At 40.2% G+C, this 20,416-nt stretch carries 18 protein-coding genes, 1 pseudogene and 1 riboswitch; of the genes and pseudogenes, 16 read left to right on the top strand and 3 right to left on the bottom strand.

Annotated features, from left to right (window positions below):
- Position 1: 1 nt before the first annotated feature.
- On the bottom strand, positions 2 to 1,351 hold the full coding sequence (trkA, locus tag GEZ84_RS06800) for a Trk system potassium transporter TrkA (RefSeq protein ID WP_153223976.1): 1,350 nt from the start codon (positions 1,349 to 1,351) through the stop codon (positions 2 to 4).
- A gap of 188 nt (positions 1,352 to 1,539) precedes the next feature.
- On the opposite strand from trkA, the gene GEZ84_RS06795 reads away from it, so the two are divergent.
- From GEZ84_RS06795 to GEZ84_RS06755, 9 genes and pseudogenes are all read left to right on the top strand, one after another.
- Positions 1,540 to 2,388, top strand: a complete 849-nt coding sequence (locus GEZ84_RS06795; protein WP_153223975.1) for an SAM hydrolase/SAM-dependent halogenase family protein — start codon at positions 1,540 to 1,542, stop codon at positions 2,386 to 2,388.
- Positions 2,389 to 2,403: 15 nt separating this feature from the next.
- Positions 2,404 to 2,949 carry an ECF-type riboflavin transporter substrate-binding protein gene (locus tag GEZ84_RS06790; protein WP_153223974.1) on the top strand — a complete coding sequence of 182 codons (546 nt, stop codon included), beginning with the start codon at positions 2,404 to 2,406 and terminating at the stop codon, positions 2,947 to 2,949.
- A gap of 167 nt (positions 2,950 to 3,116) precedes the next feature.
- Positions 3,117 to 4,799: an ABC transporter ATP-binding protein gene (locus GEZ84_RS06785; RefSeq protein WP_153223973.1), complete on the top strand. Its 1,683-nt coding sequence runs from the start codon at positions 3,117 to 3,119 to the stop codon at positions 4,797 to 4,799.
- Positions 4,784 to 5,614 (top strand): energy-coupling factor transporter transmembrane component T family protein, encoded by an 831-nt coding sequence (locus GEZ84_RS06780; RefSeq protein ID WP_153223972.1) that lies wholly within the window; start codon positions 4,784 to 4,786, stop codon positions 5,612 to 5,614. Before GEZ84_RS06785 ends, GEZ84_RS06780 begins: the two co-directional genes overlap by 16 nt.
- 314 nt (positions 5,615 to 5,928) lie before the next feature.
- Positions 5,929 to 6,440: pseudogene (locus GEZ84_RS06775) on the top strand (GNAT family N-acetyltransferase).
- A 283-nt stretch (positions 6,441 to 6,723) separates the two neighbouring features.
- Positions 6,724 to 7,227 carry a tRNA (cytidine(34)-2'-O)-methyltransferase gene (locus GEZ84_RS06770; RefSeq protein WP_153223971.1) on the top strand — a complete coding sequence of 168 codons (504 nt, stop codon included), beginning with the start codon at positions 6,724 to 6,726 and terminating at the stop codon, positions 7,225 to 7,227.
- A 53-nt stretch (positions 7,228 to 7,280) separates the two neighbouring features.
- Positions 7,281 to 7,499: riboswitch (FMN riboswitch) on the top strand.
- A 163-nt stretch (positions 7,500 to 7,662) separates the two neighbouring features.
- Positions 7,663 to 8,226: an ECF transporter S component gene (locus GEZ84_RS06765; protein ID WP_153223970.1), complete on the top strand. Its 564-nt coding sequence runs from the start codon at positions 7,663 to 7,665 to the stop codon at positions 8,224 to 8,226.
- The gene (locus tag GEZ84_RS06760) at positions 8,216 to 8,866 is read left to right on the top strand and encodes a phosphatase PAP2 family protein (protein WP_153223969.1); all 651 of its coding nucleotides are present in this window, start codon (positions 8,216 to 8,218) and stop codon (positions 8,864 to 8,866) included. The genes GEZ84_RS06765 and GEZ84_RS06760 overlap by 11 nt, the downstream gene beginning before the upstream one ends.
- A 27-nt stretch (positions 8,867 to 8,893) precedes the next feature.
- Entirely contained in the window at positions 8,894 to 9,313 is a 420-nt protein-coding gene (locus GEZ84_RS06755) for a chromosome partitioning protein ParB (protein ID WP_153223968.1), read from the top strand.
- A 276-nt stretch (positions 9,314 to 9,589) separates the two neighbouring features.
- Here the strand turns inward: GEZ84_RS06755 and GEZ84_RS06750 are convergent, their stop codons facing one another.
- Positions 9,590 to 10,756 (bottom strand): IS30 family transposase, encoded by a 1,167-nt coding sequence (locus GEZ84_RS06750; RefSeq protein WP_153223967.1) that lies wholly within the window; start codon positions 10,754 to 10,756, stop codon positions 9,590 to 9,592.
- Positions 10,757 to 11,169: 413 nt separating this feature from the next.
- On the opposite strand from GEZ84_RS06750, the gene pheS reads away from it, so the two are divergent.
- Both pheS and pheT read left to right on the top strand, forming a co-directional pair.
- A complete protein-coding gene (gene pheS, locus GEZ84_RS06745; RefSeq protein ID WP_153223966.1) occupies positions 11,170 to 12,216 on the top strand; it encodes a phenylalanine--tRNA ligase subunit alpha in 1,047 nt (348 codons plus the stop codon).
- Between the two features lie 108 nt (positions 12,217 to 12,324).
- A complete protein-coding gene (gene pheT / locus GEZ84_RS06740) occupies positions 12,325 to 14,730 on the top strand; it encodes a phenylalanine--tRNA ligase subunit beta (RefSeq protein WP_153223965.1) in 2,406 nt (801 codons plus the stop codon).
- A 594-nt stretch (positions 14,731 to 15,324) separates the two neighbouring features.
- Here pheT and GEZ84_RS06735 read toward each other — a convergent pair.
- Entirely contained in the window at positions 15,325 to 15,834 is a 510-nt protein-coding gene (locus GEZ84_RS06735) for a hypothetical protein (protein ID WP_153223964.1), read from the bottom strand.
- A 237-nt stretch (positions 15,835 to 16,071) separates the two neighbouring features.
- Between GEZ84_RS06735 and GEZ84_RS06730 the strand changes: the two genes are divergently transcribed.
- The 5 genes from GEZ84_RS06730 to rpsI all read left to right on the top strand — a co-directional run bounded on the left by GEZ84_RS06730 (position 16,072) and on the right by rpsI (position 20,308).
- A complete protein-coding gene (locus GEZ84_RS06730; RefSeq protein WP_153223963.1) occupies positions 16,072 to 16,953 on the top strand; it encodes a helix-turn-helix domain-containing protein in 882 nt (293 codons plus the stop codon).
- Positions 16,954 to 17,145: 192 nt separating this feature from the next.
- Positions 17,146 to 18,039, top strand: a complete 894-nt coding sequence (locus tag GEZ84_RS06725; protein WP_000895303.1) for an ABC transporter ATP-binding protein — start codon at positions 17,146 to 17,148, stop codon at positions 18,037 to 18,039.
- Entirely contained in the window at positions 18,036 to 19,235 is a 1,200-nt protein-coding gene (locus GEZ84_RS06720) for an ABC transporter permease (protein WP_153223962.1), read from the top strand. Before GEZ84_RS06725 ends, GEZ84_RS06720 begins: the two co-directional genes overlap by 4 nt.
- A gap of 215 nt (positions 19,236 to 19,450) precedes the next feature.
- A complete protein-coding gene (gene rplM / locus GEZ84_RS06715; protein WP_001044624.1) occupies positions 19,451 to 19,897 on the top strand; it encodes a 50S ribosomal protein L13 in 447 nt (148 codons plus the stop codon).
- 18 nt (positions 19,898 to 19,915) lie between these two features.
- Positions 19,916 to 20,308: a 30S ribosomal protein S9 gene (rpsI, locus tag GEZ84_RS06710; protein ID WP_000075964.1), complete on the top strand. Its 393-nt coding sequence runs from the start codon at positions 19,916 to 19,918 to the stop codon at positions 20,306 to 20,308.
- Positions 20,309 to 20,416 lie beyond the last annotated feature (108 nt).

Here is a 20,416-nt window from a genome sequence, read left to right as displayed (position 1 = left end):
CTTACCTCGCGATCAAGTCATAAATCTTGGTGATGTTTGGCAACAAGGTTGTTACTAGGAGCTTGTCTCCGACTTCCAGCCTCTCCTCTCCAGTAGGGAAAATAGTCTTGCCTTTTCGAATGATGGCTGCAATAAGAACCCCTTTTTTCAATTTCAGTTGAGAAAGAGGTTTGGCAGTCATTTTATTGGCTTCCTTGATATGGAATTGCAGGGTTTCGATTTGACCATTTGCTAGATGGTGCATGGCCTGAAGATCTGAATACTGGGCATTCACTCGACCACGAATAAAGTGCATAATCGTGTCTACAGCAATGCTTTTAGGTGTGATGATACTTGAAAAATCAGGCGCATTGATAATCTCGAGGAGACTGGTACGATTGACCTTGGTGATGTTTTTCTGCACACCTACGCTGTCAAGGAACATAGAAGTAATCAGATTTTCCTCATCGACTCCTGTTAGAGTCGCAACGGCATCATAATTTTGAGCACTTTCTTCCAGTAGGATATCTTTTGCGGTCCCATCTCCTTGAACGATGTAGAGATTTGGGAATTTCTCGCTAAAGAAGCTGGCGATTTCAGGATTGATTTCAATGACTTTTGTATCGATACGACTGTCTTTGAGAATACCAAGTAGATAATAGGCAATTCTCCCAGCCCCGACGATGAGAAGGCTCTTCACGGCACGAGATTTGAAATAATTATGGAAGAGCATCATATCAACACGGTTACCAGTGACAAAGATCCTATCTTTATCCTGTATGGTCATGTCACCACTTGGGATGATAATTTGATGATCTCTTTCTATAGCACAGACAATGACATTACCGAATTTTTTACGAAAATCAGAAATGGGCATTTGGCAAAGACCACTAGTGGACTTGACGACAAATTCCATGAGGCTGACTCTTCCACCAAAGAAACGTTCGACAGATAGGGCGTTGGGAAAGTCGATGATATTAGCAATAGCGCGGGCAGCCAAGAGTTCAGGGTTAACGATAAGGGAAAAACCGAGAATATTCTTTTCTTTGAAATAAGAGTTAGAGTATTCAGGGTTCCGCACCCGAACAATGGTTTCTTTAGCTCCCATTTTCTTAGCGAGAACGGCTGCAATCATATTCACTTCATCGTACTCGGTCAGGGCGATAAAGATATCACAATCCTGGACACTTGCTTGCTCAAGAATGGTGAAATCAGCTCCGTTGCCAAGGATGCCCATGATATCAAAGCGATTGACAATATGATTGAGGACGGCTTCGTCTTGTTCAATTAGCAAAACATCATGCTTTTCTGCAACCAAGGAGCGACAGAGGGCAAAACCAACTTTTCCCCCTCCGACAAGGATAATTTTCATATTAAAACCTACTTTTTCATGATGTAACTATCATACCCTTTTTCAAGAAAAAATGCACCTACTAGCTAATAACAAGAGCTTTTAGTAGGAAATTTGCTATAAGGTAAAACTATACCCTAAGCAATTAAAATAGCTATTAGCACCTTTCTCTGAAATATGGTATGATAAAGGGTATACAAGGAGATAAAATGAATAATAATTTACTGGTATTACAATCAGACTTTGGTCTGGTTGATGGTGCGGTATCGGCTATGATTGGAGTGGCTTTAGAAGAATCTCCAACCTTAAAAATTCATCACTTGACGCACGATATCACGCCTTATAATATTTTTGAGGGGAGCTATCGTCTCTTTCAGACGGTGGATTACTGGCCTGAGGGAACGACTTTTGTATCGGTGGTCGATCCAGGTGTCGGCTCGAAACGTAAGAGTGTGGTTGCTAAGACTACAAAAAATCAATACATTGTCACACCAGACAATGGGACCCTTTCCTTTATCAAGAAACACGTTGGCATTGTAGCTATTCGTGAAATTTCTGAAGTAGCCAATAGACGTCAAAATACAGAGCATTCTTATACTTTCCACGGCCGTGATGTTTATGCCTATACTGGTGCTAAACTGGCCAGTGGTCACATTACTTTTGAGGAAGTGGGACCAGAACTTAGTGTAGATCAGATTGTGGAGCTTCCAGTCGTAGAGACTATCATTGAAGACCATTTGGTGAAGGGAGCCATTGATATTCTGGATGTGCGTTTCGGTTCGCTTTGGACCTCTATCACACGGGAAGAATTTTACAAGCTAGAACCAGAATTTGGTGACCGTTTTGAAGTGACTATCTATCACGCTGATATGCTGGTCTATCAAAATCAGGTTGTCTATGGCAAATCATTTGCCGATGTGAGAATTGGGCAACCAATCCTTTACATCAACTCTCTCTATCGTTTAGGTCTGGCTATCAATCAAGGTTCTTTTGCCAAGGCTTATAATGTGGGTGTCGGTTCATCTTGGACCATTGAAATAAAGAAAATAGAATCATAAAATAGGAGAATATAGATGAAAAATCAATCAATTAAACAAGTTGTTGCTATCGGTGTTGGAGCTGCGCTCTTTGTTGTTATCGGGATGATCAGCATTCCGACCCCTGTTCCAAATACAAGTATCCAGCTTCAGTATGCGGTACAGAGCCTCTTGTCTATCATTTTTGGTCCTCTAGTGGGACTACTTGTTGGTTTAATTGGGCATGCAATCAAGGACTCTCTTGCTGGTTACGGTCTGTGGTGGACTTGGATTATCGCTAGTGGGCTCTTTGGTCTAGCTGTGGGACTATTTAGAAAGTACGTTCGCGTGAGCAATGGTGTTTTTGAATGGAAGGATATTGTCATTTTTAACCTCATTCAACTACTTGCAAATGCTCTTGTTTGGGGTGTCTTGGCACCACTTGGAGATGTTGTGATATATCAAGAAGCGGCAGAAAAAGTATTTGCTCAAGGTATTGTTGCAGGTATTGCTAACGCGGTAACTATAGCTATCGCAGGAACCCTTCTCTTGCTAGCTTATTCACGTACACAGACTCGTTCAGGAAGTTTGAAAAAGGATTAATATAAGGGAAAAGGCTGGGGAACCAGTCTTTTTGCTGTTTATAGTCTAGTAGGGTAAGCAAGCTAGGATAGGAATCTTTTTGGCGCTAAGATTTTAAGAGAAGAGACTGCAAGAAGGGCTTGATTTATGATAAAATAGAAGTCTAAGAAGCGAATGAAGAGAGTAAGATGAAAGAAGCTATAATTGAGTGGAAGGATTTCTCTTTCCAGTATGAAACGCAACAAGAACCGACCTTGCAAGGGGTGGACTTGACCATTTATAAGGGAGAGAAAGTCTTAATTGTTGGGCCATCTGGGTCAGGTAAGTCTACCTTGGGTCAATGTTTGAATGGGATTATTCCCAATATTTACAAGGGGCAGCCGTCTGGAGAATTTTTGATCAAGGGCCAAGCAGCCTTTGATATGAGCATCTACGATAAATCTCATCTGGTCAGTACAGTTTTGCAGGATACAGATGGGCAGTTTATTGGATTGTCCGTGGCAGAGGACTTGGCTTTTGCTCTAGAAAATGATGTGACAGCCTTAGATGAGATGAAAGGTCGTGTTCATAAATGGGCTGAAAAGCTGGATCTTCTTGATTTACTAGCTCAGCGTCCTCAGGATTTATCAGGTGGACAAAAGCAGCGGGTTAGTCTAGCTGGTGTCTTGATTGATGAGAGTCCGATTCTCTTGTTTGATGAGCCACTCGCAAATCTGGATCCCAAGTCAGGTCAGGATATTATCGAATTGATTGATCAGATTCACAAGGAGGAGGGAACGACGACTCTGATTATCGAGCACCGTTTGGAGGATGTTCTGCATCGGCCTGTGGATCGAATTGTCTTGATAAACGATGGCCGTATCCTCTTTAATGGGAGTCCTGATCAGTTATTGGCGACTGACCTGTTGACACAAAATGGAATTCGAGAACCCCTTTATCTAACCACTCTCCGTCAATTGGGTGTGGATTTAGTTAAGGAAGAACAATTAGCAGATCTGAATAGCTTGTCTATCTCAAAAGGTCAGGTTCAGTTGCAGACTGAATTGGTAAAAGAGACACCAGATTTGCAGTCACTTTTTAGACTAGATGATGTGTCTTTTTCTTATGATGATAGACCTATTTTAAAATCCCTACATTTAGATATTAAAAAGGGTGAAAAAATTGCTATTGTCGGAAAAAATGGAGCAGGGAAGTCAACTCTAGCCAAGGCTTTAAGTAGCTTTATCCAGACGGAAGGTCGCTATCTTTGGGAAGGACAGGATATCAAAGGAGATTCTGTTGCAGAGCGGGCGGAACGAGTAGGCTATGTACTACAAAATCCTAATCAAATGATTTCAACCAATATGATTTTTGATGAGGTGGCTCTGGGACTTCGTTTGCGAGGTGTGGATGAGAAGGAAATTGAAACGAGAGTCTATGAAACTTTGAAAATCTGTGGTCTTTATGAATTCCGTAATTGGCCCATTTCTGCCCTGTCATTTGGGCAGAAAAAGCGTGTGACTATTGCATCAATCTTGGTTTTAGGAGCTGAAATTATCCTCCTAGATGAACCGACTGCAGGTCAAGACCAGAAGAACTATACTGAGATTATGGAATTTCTCGAAGAACTGCATCAACAAGGGCATACCATTGTCATGATTACGCATGATATGCAATTGATGCTGGATTATTCAGACAGGGCCCTTGTCATGGTAGATGGGGAATTGATTGCCGATACTGATCCAGCTAGTCTGTTGAGCAATCCTGAGCTGCTAGTAAAAGCCAACCTAAAAGAAACTTCAATCTTCAACTTGGCTAAGAAACTCGATGTGGATCCACTTGCTTTAACGGCATTTTACAAAGAAAGGAGAGAAGGATGCAAGCTAAATTAATCGGTTACCAGCATAGAAATACTGTGATTCATCGCTTGTCAGGAGCTGGGAAACTTCTCTTTTTCATCCTCGTGTCATTGGCGGCCATGATTAGCTATGATACCAGGCTGCTTGTTCTGATTGCCATCTTTTCGGTCTTTCTCCTCTATTTTTCAGAGATCCGCTTTAAAGATGTTTCCTTTGTGGCCGTTTTTGCGACGGTATTTGCCGTTTTAAACGTCTTGATGGTCTATCTCTTTTCTCCTGAGTATGGGGTTGGACTTTACGGAGAGAGAAGCGTGATTTGGCAGAGAATCGGTGCCTACACTCTGACCAGTCAAGAGCTCTTTTATCTTCTAAATCTAGCCATTAAGTACCTTTGCACCATTCCTCTGGCTATTATCTTTTTGATGACAACCCACCCTAGTCAGTTTGCTTCCAGTTTAAATCAAATTGGTGTGCCTTACAAGATTGCCTATTCAGTCAGCCTGACTTTGCGCTATATTCCAGATTTGCAGGAAGAATTCTTTACCATCAAGATGTCCCAAGAAGCGCGTGGGATGGAATTATCCAAGAAAGCTTCTCTCATGCAACGAATCAAAGGCAATCTGCGCATTATTACGCCCTTGATTTTTAGCTCTCTAGAACGCATTGATACCATTGCGACCGCCATGGAGCTTCGCCGCTTTGGAAAAGAGAAAGAACGGACTTGGTATAGTTACCAGGCCTTGAAAAAAGGAGACTATCTTACCTTGCTCTTGGCAGCCTTGTTTTTAGTAGCTAGTTTACTACTTATCTTGCAAAATCACGGACGATTTTACAACCCTTGGAAATAGTATTGTCAAAGTTTTCATTAGATAAGTAAAGAGAAATTATTCTATAACTTTTTATTGATAGATTGTATGAGAAATAAAGTTAATGATTGTATGCTTGAAACTTTTTGACAAAATATGAATTAGTTTGCATACTTTATAGTAGAATTTACACTACAAAATCAAAGTTATTCAAATATAATCATTTTCAACGAAGTTCAGTGTCATAATGTAGAGACGATATAAAATAGTAAAAGTACTTAATTTAAATCGTGTTAATTTCACTTGTGTAAACATGAGAAAATTTGAATGTAGATAATGACGGGAGATGATTTACAATGATCAGTTTAGAGCTGTTGTCTAAAGAAAATAGTTTAGACGTCTATTTTTTGAAAAAGAGAATCGAGAGTATTTTGAGCGGAATTTACCTCCTAGACCAGCTAACTATTTTGATTTAGAAGTTTTTAAAGAAATTACGAGGGAGTTGTTAAGGGAACAAACGAATCGGGATGTCTACATGCATCTTATCAGAAATTCGCAAGGCGTTATGGTCGGAAGAATTAATTTAAGTGTTTTAGAGAATAATCGAAAAACAGCAGAGCTTGGGTATAGGATTGGGGAAAATGTTAGCAATTTAGGTTATGCCAGCGAAGCGGTTAAACTCGTTTTAGAAAAAGCCTTCACGACTTATGGTTTCAATAGAATTATTGCAGGAACGGCAACAGGTAATCTAGCCTCTCAGAGGGTGCTTTTAAAAAATGGCTTCACCTTTAGTAGGGTTATAGAAAATGACTTACAAATTCATAATGAGTGGATTCATACGGCAGTATTTGAGATAACGAAGCCATAATATCATCATTCCCAGTCCACAGATAGGTATAAAAGAGTAATCAATTTTTGCAGATATTTAAGAATTTTCTCCTAGAACCCCTTGGAAATAGCTTGAAAAAATTGAAAAAATCAAGTCGTTTCTATTGACAATGATTCTGAAAGTGTTATACTAAGAAAGTAGTTTCGCTGATTTACTTCAAACCTGTTGTGAGGTAAGTTAACGATGCCTTAACCACGCTGTTTGCTGAGCTTGACTCCGGGCAGTGTGGCTATTTTTTTGCAATGGTGAAAGGAAGCAAGTCATGACAAATCACATTGTATTATTTGAACCACAAATTCCACAAAATACAGGCAATATTGCGCGTACTTGCGCTGCAACCAATTCTCCCCTCCACATCATCAAGCCTATGGGCTTTCCTATCGATGACCGTAAGATGAAGAGAGCTGGATTGGATTATTGGGATAAGCTAGAGATTTATTTTTACGACAGTTTAGAGGATTTCATGTCTCAGATGAAGGGAAAACTCTATCTGATTTCGAAATTTGCGGAAAAAGTGTATTCTGATGTGGATTTATCGACTGATGAGGACCATTATTTTCTCTTTGGACGTGAAGACAAGGGCTTGCCTGAGGACTTTATGCGAGAACATCCTGAGAAAGCTCTCCGTATTCCTATGAATGATGAACATGTCCGCAGTCTCAATGTGTCTAATACCGTCTGCATGGTTGTCTATGAGGCTCTCCGACAGCAGAACTTTGCAGGTCTTGAGCTTGTTCATACCTATGAAGTGGATAAATTGAAATAAAAAATGAAAATGAACTAAATGCTTGCGCTTGCAAGCGTTTTTTGTTATGATAAAAGAGTCTTCAGGGCAGGGTGTGATTCCCGACCGGCGGTAAATTTGACTAGCTATTTTAGCTTTCTCGTCGTTGTCTTGTCTCGATATACTTTAAGTATTATCTTCGACTGCGACGCCTAGATAAATCTAAAATATCTTAGCCAAATAAGTCCGCGAGCGCAAGCTGATGTGGTGAGATTCCACAACCGACAGTATAGTCTGGATGGGAGAAGACGAAAGAATAGCTTTGTCTGTTCTGATAGATTTATAGCCAAACTGTAACCGCCTGCTTGAATTTCCTTAATAGAGTGAGAGGGAACTTTTGGGATATAAAAAGTGAGAATAGATAGAGGAATCCTTTCTAACTTCTTCTGATTTTATAGAAAATTGGAGGAACCTGTTATGACAAACACACGTCGACTTTCGACCATTGCGATTCTATCAGCCATATCATTTGTGCTGATGTACTTTGACTTTCCGCTTTTGCCAGCGGCGTCCTTCCTCAAGATCGAATTTAGTATCTTGCCAGTCCTTGTGGGCTTGGTGGTCATGGATTTGCCTGCTGCTCTAGGAGTTCTCTTGCTTCGCTCACTCTTGAAACTGCTTCTTAACAGCCAGGGAGTGAATACCTACATTGGTTTGCCAATGAATATCGTAGCTTTGGGAGTTTTTGTCATCGTATTTGCTTCGATTTGGAAAAAGGAACGGACACCCCTTCGTTTCCTACTAGCCTCTCTAGCTGGGACTATTGGTTTAACTGTGGCAATGTTGGTTCTCAACTATGTTTACGCTGTTCCTTTGTACGCTAAGTTTGCTAACTTTGATATTGGAAAAATTTTGGGACTTTCCAACTACCTAATGACTATGGTGTTGCCTTTTAACTTGATTGAGGGTGTCATCTTTTCCGTTTCATTCTGGTTGTTGTATGTTCTCTTGAAACCAACCTTGAAACATTATGAGAGATAAACAAACATTTTTAATGAAGGGCAGTTTTGCCCTTTTACTTTTCGTTATTCTTGGCTATATGGTCAAATTTTACCCTGAAACGCTGGTCGGTTTTGACCAACCTATTCAGACTGCCGTTCGAGGAGACTTGCCAGATTACTTAACTATTCTTTTTAGGGCTATCACACGCTTGATTGATATCCCAGTGATTATCACTTGGGTTGCCAGTGCAGCCTTTGTCTTTTATCGTAAGCGATGGAAGATAGAAAGTTTCTTTATGCTGGGAAATCTGGCTTTGGCAGGTCTTTTAATCGTGATCTTTAAAAATATCTACCAGCGCCCACGACCAGCTATCTTACACTTGGTAGAGGAGAAGGGATTTTCTTTTCCAAGTGGACATTCTCTGGCTGTAACCTTGATGGTAGGCACTCTGATTGTCGTCCTCAGTCAACGGATGAAAGATCCAGTCTGGAGAAAAATCGTGCAAATCGTCCTTGGTCTCTACCTAGTCAGTGTGTTGGTATCAAGGGTCTATCTGGGAGTTCACTATCCATCAGATGTCCTTGCCAGTCTCTGTGTGGGCGTGGGAGTCCTGTTTATCGAATTTCCCTTCTATGACAAACTTCGCTTCCAATGGCGATTTAAAGGTAAGCAGAAGTGAGTATCAAATTCCTTTGAGGAGAAAGAAATGAAAGTCAATATAGCAGATCTTCATCCGACTCAACTATACTTATCAGAAAAGAAACTAGCAGGCATCCAGACACTTTATCAGTCGGTAGAACTAAACAATGTTGATCCAATTAGTATTCTTGCATTTGGCAATTGCTTGTTGATTACAGATGGCCATCATAGGGCTTATCAGGCTTTATTGGCAGGTCGGGATACGATTTCTGCTGAGTTTGATAGAGACGGCAGTGATGAACTGTATCATCTCTATGCGCAAGCCTGCGAAGAAAGAAAAATTTACTCTGTTCTAGATTTAAAAAATCATATCTTAGATCAAGATGAGTATGAAGCAAAATGGTATAACTGGTGTGATGGTTTTAATCAAGCAGCAACTCTTTTGTTGAAAAGGAAAGCAGATGAAACAGGCCCTACAAATAGGTAGTGCATTGTGTCTTGTTCCTTTTTAGGTAAATTCCCAAACTAAGTTCCACCGCTAGTAGAAGTGGAAGTTAGTCTGATAAAAATCATAAAAACCAGTGGAAATCCGTGTCAGGGTAAGTTCCACTGGTTTTACTAATGCTTGATTTCATCGCTTTTGTAGCCGAAAGGCATCGAAAAAAAGAGCGCACAAAATCCCCTCATCTGAAGGCGTTTCAGATTAAGTTCCGCTATGGTGGAAGTTAGTGTGAGACGTTTGAATGGGGTTTTAGGTTAGTTTTTAGATTTTATGTTGGAGTAATGTAGAAGACTGGCAGACATCTTCTGCAGGTATTTTAGAAATACCGAGAAGCTTAGGAATCTCTTCTCCATAAGTAAAGGCAAAAAGTTCATAGGCTGACTTTCCATTCAAAGCAGCCCGTTTGACACTGTTGACATGCGAACAAACGAGATTGATGTCCTCTTGAGTTAAGTTATCAAAGGAAGTTCCCTTTGGAAGAATGTCGCGAATTAGCGTGTGATTTTTCTCAATTCTGCCTTTCTGGTCAGAGCGATTAGGGTCACAAAAGAAGAGTTTACTTTCTCCTCGAACATCCATTTCGATGTCATCAACCCTGGCAAACTCTCCACCATTATCTGTCAGGATGACAGGAAAGAGTAGGAAGAAATCTTTGTCAGCTTGGTGAAGAGTGTTCTTGAGCTTATAGAGGTGTTTGGTAACCTCAAGGGCAGTTTTATTATCCAGAATCCTAGCGAAGATAAAGTTACAGAAAGAGAGATTGAAGGTGAGTAGGACTTTACCTCCTATCCTGCCCATAACAGTGTCCATTTCCATCCAGTAGTTCAGTTGGTTAAGAGCTAAATAATTTTGGAAATCCTCATAGGAACGTCCTTTTTTAGCTTCTTTAGGGATGGAAGGTAACTTACTTTTCCGTCTTTCTTTGAATTTAACGGCTCTGGCTAAATCAATCGGAGCGATAGATAGGTATCCTTTTCGGATGTGTCGATAGACAGTTGAGGAGCTGACATCAAGGTTATGAGTTTTGAGGATATGATAGATGTGTTGTCCCTTTTTAACACCATCAGAAATGACTTTGTCCATGTCCCAGAAAGTCTGCGAGTTAAGGGGAGTGCCTTCACGAGCTTCGACAAGAGTTTGTTCGTACTGCTTTTGAGCTTGCTTAGCTAGGTAGAAAATTTTTTTAAATCCACAATTTTGTCTTCTTTTAGGGCAACCGTTACAGACAAAGGGAGCTTTATCGAGTAGAGGGCAAGGAAGGTTATGGCATGTAGACTCTCGGACTTGTCTGTTTCGTTTGACTTCTTTGGAAACAGTGGTCGGGTCTTTTAGAATGGATTGTCCGATAGCTTTGAAGGTTTCACCGCGCTCTAAGCCTAATTGGATATCATTACGGTCTGAAAGGGTAAGGTGTTTATGTTTTGTCATAGTGGATCTCATTTCTAACTCAAACGTCTCATACTTAATTCCACCATAAAAATCCGTTTTAGACTAATTTCCACTTCGGCTAGCCAAGTGGAAGTTACTTTGAGAAGTTACCTTGTTCCTTTTTATACTGAAATTAGTCTAATCTAACTTGTTTTTTAACTCAAAATCTGATAAACTAAGTAGTAATTGAATAGGAATCCGCAAGACTAGTAACTCAAGGGAAGTATATCAGGGAGGAGAGCCGTGACTGCAAGCTCTCTATATGAAAGCTGGGTGAATTCACTTGCGCATGGATTTAGAAATGAAGGTCTGACTTGTCAGATGAAAACGGATGGTACCGCGTGTCAACGCTCCGAGTGGAGTTTTTGGCATGTGGTTTTCTTTTTATCTGATAAGTGACTGATGGAGGAATTATGTCAACTATTGAAGAACAATTAAAAGCGCTTCGTGAAGAAACGCTGGCTAGCTTGAAGCAGATTACTGCTGAAAATGAAAAAGAGATGCAAGATTTGCGTGTCTTAGTCCTTGGTAAAAAGGGATCGCTTACTGAAATCCTCAAAGGAATGAAAGATGTCTCTGCTGAGATGCGTCCAATTATCGGGAAACACGTCAATGAAGCTCGTGATGTCTTGACAGCAGCTTTTGAAGAAACAGCTAAGCTTTTGGAAGAAAAGAAAGTCGCGGCTCAACTGGCTAGCGAGAGTATCGATGTGACACTTCCAGGTCGTCCAGTTGCGACTGGTCACCGCCACGTTTTGACACAAACCAGTGAAGAAATCGAAGATATTTTCATTGGGATGGGTTACCAAGTCGTGGATGGTTTTGAAGTAGAGCAAGACTACTATAACTTTGAACGTATGAACCTTCCTAAAGACCACCCAGCCCGTGATATGCAGGACACCTTCTATATCACAGAAGAAATCTTGCTCCGTACGCACACGTCTCCAGTTCAGGCGCGTGCTATGGATGCCCATGATTTTTCTAAAGGTCCTTTAAAGATGATCTCACCAGGACGTGTTTTCCGTCGTGATACGGACGATGCGACCCACAGTCACCAATTCCACCAAATCGAAGGTTTGGTTGTTGGGAAAAATATCTCTATGGCTGATCTTCAAGGAACCCTTCAGTTGATTGTGCAAAAAATGTTCGGTGAAGAGCGTCAGATCCGTCTGCGTCCCTCTTACTTCCCATTCACAGAGCCATCTGTTGAGGTAGATGTTTCTTGCTTCAAGTGTGGTGGAGAAGGCTGTAACGTATGTAAGAAAACTGGTTGGATCGAAATTATGGGAGCCGGTATGGTTCACCCACGTGTCCTTGAAATGAGTGGTATCGATGCGACTGTTTACTCTGGATTTGCCTTTGGTCTGGGACAAGAGCGTGTAGCTATGCTCCGTTACGGAATCAACGATATCCGTGGATTCTACCAAGGAGATGTCCGCTTCTCAGAACAGTTTAAATAAGATTGAAACATGTAATACAGTCCTAGTCAGGTAAATGGTAAGGGCTGACTCGAAGAAAAAGAAAGGAATTGAAAAGGTCTTACTTGGTAGGATCTTACAATCAGAATTATGCTTGTATCTTATAAATGGTTAAAAGAATTGGTGGACATTGATGTGCCATCACAAGAGTTGGCTGAAAAAATGTCAACTACAGGGATCGAGGTCGAAGGTGTGGAATCACCTGCTGCTGGTCTCTCAAAAATTGTCGTCGGTGAGGTCTTGTCCTGCGAAGATGTGCCAGAAACTCACCTCCATGTTTGTCAGGTTAACGTTGGCGAAGAAGAAGCTCGTCAAATCGTCTGTGGTGCCCCAAATGTACGTGCTGGTATCAAGGTTATGGTGGCTCTTCCAGGAGCTCGCATCGCTGACAACTACAAAATCAAAAAAGGAAAAATCCGTGGCTTGGAGTCACTTGGGATGATCTGTTCCCTTGGTGAATTGGGAATTTCTGACTCAGTTGTGCCTAAGGAATTTGCAGATGGCATTCAAATTTTGCCAGAAAATGCCGTTCCAGGTGAGGAAGTCTTCTCATATCTAGATTTAGATGATGAAATCATCGAACTTTCAATCACACCTAACCGTGCTGATGCCCTTTCTATGCGTGGGGTAGCTCACGAAGTAGCAGCCATCTATGATAAGGCAGTCAACTTTAAAGAATTTACTCTTTCAGAAACAGATCAAGCCGCAGCAGATGCCCTTTCTGTAGATATTGAAACAGACAAGGTGCCTTACTATGCAGCTCGTATCTTGGACAATGTGACTATCGCACCAAGTCCACAATGGTTGCAAAATCTCCTCATGAATGAAGGTATTCGTCCAATCAATAACGTAGTGGACGTGACCAACTATATCCTGCTTTACTTTGGTCAACCTATGCATGCCTTTGACTTGGATACCTTTGAAGGGACTGACATCCGTGTGCGTGAAGCGCGTGCTGGTGAAAAATTGGTGACTTTAGATGGTGAAGAACGTGACTTGGACGTGAATGACCTAGTCATCACTGTCGCTGACAAGCCAGTAGCCCTTGCCGGTGTTATGGGTGGTCAAGCAACAGAAATCTCTGAAAAATCTAGTCGTGTCGTCCTTGAAGCTGCTGTTTTCAATGGAAAATCTATCCGTAAGACTAGCGGTCGCCTCAACCTTCGTTCAGAGTCCTCTTCTCGCTTTGAAAAAGGGATTAATGTGGCAACAGTTAACGAAGCACTTGATGCGGCAGCTAGCATGATTGCCGAACTTGCAGGTGCGACTGTGCGTAAAGACATCGTTTCAGCGGGTGAGCTTGATACCTCTGATGTGGAAGTTTCTTCAACTCTTACTGATGTTAACCGTGTTCTTGGAACTGAACTTTCTTACGCGGATGTAGAAGACGTCTTCCGTCGTCTTGGCTTTGGTCTTTCTGGAAATGCAGATAGCTTTACAGTCAGCGTCCCACGTCGTCGCTGGGATATCACTATCGAGGCAGACCTCTTTGAAGAAATCGCTCGTATCTATGGTTATGACCGCTTGCCAACCAGCCTTCCAAAAGATGATGGGACAGCTGGTGAATTGACTGCGACACAAAAACTTCGCCGTCAAATTCGTACGATTGCTGAAGGGGCAGGTTTGACAGAAATCATCACCTACGCTCTGACAACTCCTGAAAAAGCAGTTGAGTTCACAGCTCAACCAAGTAACCTTACTGAACTCATGTGGCCAATGACAGTGGACCGTTCTGTCCTCCGTCAAAATATGATTTCTGGTATCCTAGATACAGTTGCTTACAACGTGGCTCGTAAGAATAAAAACTTGGCTCTTTACGAGATTGGAAAAGTCTTTGAACAAACAGGTAATCCAAAAGAAGAACTTCCAAATGAAATCAATAGCTTTGCCTTTGCCTTGACAGGCTTGGTTGCTGAAAAAGATTTCCAAACAGCAGCAGTTCCAGTTGATTTCTTCTATGCTAAAGGAATCCTTGAAGCCCTCTTTGCTCGTTTTGGACTCCAAGTAACTTATACAGCAACATCTGAAATCGCTAGCCTTCATCCAGGACGTACAGCCGTGATTTCACTCGGTGACCAAGTTCTTGGTTTTCTTGGGCAAGTGCATCCAGTCACTGCTAAGGATTACGATATTCCAGAAACGTATGTAGCTGAGCTTAACCTTTCAGCCATCGAAGCTGCCCTTCAACCTGCTACTCCATTTGTGGAAATTACTAAATTCCCAGCAGTTAGCCGTGACATTGCCCTCCTTCTCAAGGAAGAAGTGACTCACCAAGAAGTTGTAGATGCTATCCAAGCTGCAGGCGTGAAACGTTTGACAGATATCAAACTCTTTGACGTCTTCTCAGGAGAAAAATTGGGACTTGGTATGAAGTCAATGGCTTATAGCTTGACCTTCCAAAATCCAGAAGACAGCTTGACGGACGAAGAAGTCGCACGCTACATGGAAAAAATCCAAGCGTCTCTTGAAGAAAAAGTCAATGCAGAAGTGCGTTAAGTTATTAGAGTTTGAAATAAAAATTTAGACTTAAACATAAAAAACGAATAAAACTAGTTTTCTGGAGAGTCAGAATTTTGTTTTATTCGTTTTTTTTGATTGCTTTAAACAAGGTCAGTTTCTCTTTGACGTATGATAATTATAAATAAAGATCAGTTGATAGCAGATTGAATCTAGAGTAGTATATCGTGATTGCTAAAACATTTCTAGAAATTAATTTGACTTTCCTAATCGATTTGTTCACCTTTTATTTCAATCTATTATATCTGAAATTTCAAAATACGGTTTTAAACTATCGGTTGAAGACTGTTAAGAATGAATAAAGTCAAACTACCTTTTCTTAGCATTTAATAATTTGAGTTCCTGCCCCTTAGTGATTGACATTCTTATTTTTACCCTCTCTATATATTAAATAGAGGCCAAGTAAAAAAGTCCAGTTTAAGATTGAAATGATTAACAAATTTCGAGATAAAATGTAAGGTTCGTACAATTCTCCCTCAGGTAAAAAAATAGATTGATAGGATAGACATATAATTGCGAGTAGAAATGATAGTAATATGCAGAGCTTTCCTATTATATTGGTGTTCATATGTTTTATCTATAGATTAATCTATATTCTCCTCTAATTGGTCGTTTTACAGTATATGAATTTCTGCTAAATTCTCCACCGTCGTAAAATCTAGCAATTCTAGTTCCACTTTCGATTTCATATAAAACCCTAAATCCAACGTAAGCGCTTCTTCTTGGAGGGACATTTAATGTGTAACCGACACCACTAGATATAGAAGCCTGAGCTCCGATATTAATACCTTTTACATCTCCCGATATACTTGTGCCAAAAGTTTTACTTTGATTTACGGATATACTAGCACCTGCTCTTCCTGTAGTCACTGTGTAGCTAACAGGTGTATAGTTAGACCATTCTTTTCGATACCGTACATTTGTTTTTTGATAAGTAAGTCCTCCATAGCTTCGACTTTGACCTATGGTTTCTGAATTAGTATTTGTTTCATCTGCATAAATTTCGTGTGTATTGAGTAATGATAGAGCTCCTATAACAGAGAAAAGAATGAGAGATTTTGCTAGCTTATTGGTATTATTCATTTTATTTTTACTCTTTTATTTATGTATTCAATTTATGGAAGCCACGGCCAGAGTGGTTTACTAAATAAGAAAACCAGAAGAGGTAAGATACTTGCCATTCTAGTTTTTACGATGAAATGTACGATTCTCATATGATATTCCTCCTTGTTTTTTATTTATAGATAGTATACAATAAAAAATGTAAGCGTTTTTGTGTATGACAAGTTTTTTTGCGCCTGAAATTTTGGAGGTAAGTAGATGAGATGGGATTACTATAAGATTTTTAAAAAAATACGAGAAGATAAGCATTTATCTCAAACTCAGGTGGCAGGGCAAATGGTTAGTAGGCAGTCGGTTGCTGCATTTGAGAGCAATAAGGCGACGCCAAAATTTGAGAATATGGAATATCTCCTAAGACAAATGGATATGACTTTTGCAGAGTTTCAATATATTTGTGATTATTATCAACCTAATGAACGGATGAATATTATGATGAAATTACAAGAACTAACCACACTAATGACTAGGGAGCAAATTGAAAATCTTGTAATACAGTGTAGAAGTTACTTGAAAACATGTGACGATATACCTATTTTTAGGAGGATGCAATTATTACAGTTATATTTACAGGATGATAAAGAAGTTAATAATCAACTTTTGGCTGAGCAAATTTGGAAAGAATTACAAAGTTACGAAGAGTGGTATCTAGGAGATTTAACCTTATTGGTAGGAATTTTACCTTATGTCTCTATGGAAAGTGTCTTAACTTTGACTGACCAGATATTGGCGACTTTAAAACGGTATGAATCATACGTTAACATTAAGGAAGCTAGATTTACCATTCTTTCTAATCTAGCAGTAACTTTCTTGTATAATGACTATAGAGAAAAATCATTGGAACTTATTAAACTTGCTTTAAAAACGGCTCAATTAACACATAGAAGTGATTATCTTGGTTTTTGCTGGGTTTATAAGGGAATACTTCAGAAAGACTACCGATTGGTAGATAAAGGATTACTCCTTCTTGAAATGACAGATGAACTGGTTTCTTATAAAAAATGTTGTCAAGAAATTATTCGCTTTTTTCCAGAAGTCTTAGAGGAAGAAAACTTTATGAGGAAAAAGGAGTTACTCAAATAACAATTCAGGATCAAAAATGGACAGTTGAGGAACAGAGAAGATAAATTTGGGTTTACCACTGTATAATGTACTCATAACCAAAAGTACTCCAAGATTTTTTTACTAAAATGAGAACGATAAAAATGGACATAAACCATTGTAAAGGCTATCAAAAAGGAGTATAATGAGTGCAAGACATTTCGGAGGTGAAAGATGCTAGAAGTAAGAAGTCTAGAGAAAAGTTTTGGATCCAAGCAAGTTTTGTTTGGTATTGACTTTCAAGCACGACCAGGTCGTATTTTAGGACTAGTCGGAAAAAATGGTGCCGGAAAAACAACGATTTTCCACAGTATTTTGAAGTTTTTAGAATACCAAGGAGAAATCAGTCTGGATGGTCAGGATATTCGTCAAGAGACCTACGCTCGGATTGGCTATCTGCCTGAAGAACGCAGTCTCATGCCTAAATTGACAGTCCTTGAACAAGTTCGCTATTTGGCGACTCTAAAAGGTATGGATGCCAAGGAGGTCAAGGAAAAACTCCCTCAATGGATGAAGAGGTTGGAAGTGAAAGGGAAGCTGACAGATAAAATTAAGAGTCTGTCAAAAGGAAATCAGCAGAAGATTCAGCTCATCATTACTCTGATTCATGAACCAGACTTGATTATCCTGGATGAACCTTTCAGTGGATTGGACCCAGTCAATACAGAATTGCTCAAGCAAGTCATTTTTCAAGAAAAAGAGCGCGGGGCAACCATTATCTTTTCTGACCATGTCATGACCAACGTCGAGGAACTTTGTGATGATATTCTGATGATCCGAGATGGCCGTGTGGTCTTGCATGGACCAGTTCAGGATGTCCGCAATCAATACGGGAAAACGCGTCTCTTTGTTTCAAGTGAACGAAGCAAGGAAGAATTGGAAAATCTTCCTCATGTCAAGCAGGTGAGCTTGACCAAACAAGGTAGCTGGAAATTAATCTTGGAGGATGAGAGCGCTGGAAGGGAACTCTTCCCAATCTTGACTCAGGGGCAATACATCGCAACCTTTGACCAGCAAGCGCCAACAATTGATGAAATCTTTAAACTAGAATCAGGGGTGGAAGTATGAGAAATATGTGGGTTGTAATCAAGGAAACCTATCTTCGACATGTCAAGTCATGGAGTTTCTTCTTTATGGTGATTTCGCCGTTCCTCTTTTTAGGAATCTCTGTAGGAATTGCCTATCTCCAAGGCTCTTCAATGGCTAAAAATGATAAAGTGGCAGTAGTGACAACAGTGCCGTCTGTAGTAGAAGGACTGAAGAATGTAAATGGTGTTAACTTTGATTATAAAGACGAAGCAAGTGCCAAAGAAGCGATTAAAGATGAAAAATTAAAAGGCTATTTGATCATTGATCAAGAAGATAGTGTTCTAAAGGCAGTTTATCATGGCGAAACATCGCTTGAAAATGGGATTAAATTTGCAGTTACAGGTACACTCAATGGACTGCAAAATCAGCTTAATCGTTCAACTGCTTCCTTGTCTCAAGAGCAGGAAAAACGCTTAGCGCAGACAATTCAATTTACAGAAAAGATTGATGAAGCCAAGGAAAATAAAAAGTTTATTCAAACAATGGCAGCGGGCGCTTTAGGATTCTTTCTTTATATGATTCTGATTACCTATGCGGGTGTGACAGCTCAGGAAGTTGCCAGTGAAAAAGGCACCAAAATTATGGAAGTCGTCTTTTCTAGCATAAGGGCTAGTCACTATTTCTATGCGCGAATGATGGCTCTGTTTCTCGTGATTTTAACGCATATTGGGATTTATGTTGTAGGTGGTCTGGCAGCTATTCTGCTCTTTAAAGATTTGCCATTCTTGGCTCAGTCTGGTGTTTTAGATCACTTGGGAGATGCATTCTCACTGAATACCTTGCTCTTTATTTTGGTTAGTCTTTTCATGTACGTAGTCTTGGCTGCCTTTCTAGGTTCTATGGTTTCTCGTCCTGAGGACTCAGGAAAAGCCTTGTCGCCTTTGATGATTTTGATTATGGGTGGTTTTTTTGGAGTAACAGCTCTAGGTACAGCTGGGGACAATCTCATCTTGAAGATTGGTTCTTATATTCCCTTTATTTCGACCTTCTTCATGCCATTTAGAGCTATAAATGGTTATGCAAATGGCTTAGAAGCTTGGATTTCGCTTGCGATTACGATTGCTTTTGCAGTAACTGCAACAGTCTTTATCGGGCGTATGTATGCTAGTCTCGTTTTGCAAACAGATGATTTAGGTCCTTGGAAAACCTTTAAACGTGCCTTATCTTATAAATAGAAGAGCCTCGCGAAAGCGAGGTTTTCTAGAGATAAAAAGAGTGGAATTTAGAAAAATATTTTTCATATCTATTGACTTTTAGGGGTGAAATTTGGTATTATAGTAGGCGGTATTGTTTACCCCATTTGAAAGGCCCCGGAACCTTCCAAATACTTTTCGATGGGAAGGAACACCCATCACCGTAAACAAAAATCGAACTATATATAGGAGAAATCATGAACAAAACAACATTTATGGCTAAACCAGGCCAAGTTGAACGTAAATGGTACGTAGTTGACGCAACTGATGTACCACTTGGACGTCTTTCTGCAGTAGTTGCTAGCGTACTTCGCGGAAAAAACAAACCAACATTTACACCACACACTGATACAGGTGACTTTGTGATTGTTATCAATGCTGAAAAAGTTAAATTAACTGGTAAAAAAGCAACTGATAAAATCTACTACACTCACTCAAACCACCCAGGAGGATTGAAACAAATCTCTGCAGGTGAACTTCGTTCTAAAAATGCAGTACGTTTGATCGAGAAATCAGTTAAAGGTATGCTTCCACACAATACTCTTGGACGCGCTCAAGGTATGAAGTTGAAAGTATTTGTTGGAGCTGAGCACACTCACGCTGCACAACAACCAGAAGTTCTTGACATTTCAGGACTTATCTAAGGAAAGGAACAATAAAGTATGTCACAAGCACAATATGCAGGTACTGGACGTCGTAAAAACGCTGTTGCACGCGTTCGCCTTGTTCCAGGAACTGGTAAAATCACTGTTAACAAAAAAGATGTTGAAGAGTACATCCCACATGCTGACCTTCGTCTTGTAATCAACCAACCATTCGCAGTTACTTCAACTGCAGGTTCATATGACGTTTTCGTTAACGTTGTAGGTGGTGGATACGCTGGTCAATCAGGAGCTATCCGTCACGGTATCGCTCGTGCCCTTCTTCAAGTAGACCCAGACTTCCGCGATTCATTGAAACGCGCAGGACTTCTTACACGTGACTCACGTAAAGTTGAGCGTAAGAAACCAGGTCTTAAGAAAGCTCGTAAAGCATCACAATTCTCAAAACGTTAATCAATACGATTATATCAACGTTTCAAAGCACTTTGCAAAAATTTTGCAAAGTGCTTTTTTGTCGATTTTTGAGCTCAAATAGCTTTGTGATAACCTTCTGATAACCTC

Origin of the sequence: Streptococcus mitis (assembly GCF_009496155.1) — a bacterium.
Classification (GTDB): domain Bacteria; phylum Bacillota; class Bacilli; order Lactobacillales; family Streptococcaceae; genus Streptococcus; species Streptococcus mitis_BQ.
The sequence above is the reverse complement of the archived record's forward strand: the minus strand, read 5'-3'. Positions and strand labels throughout refer to the sequence as shown.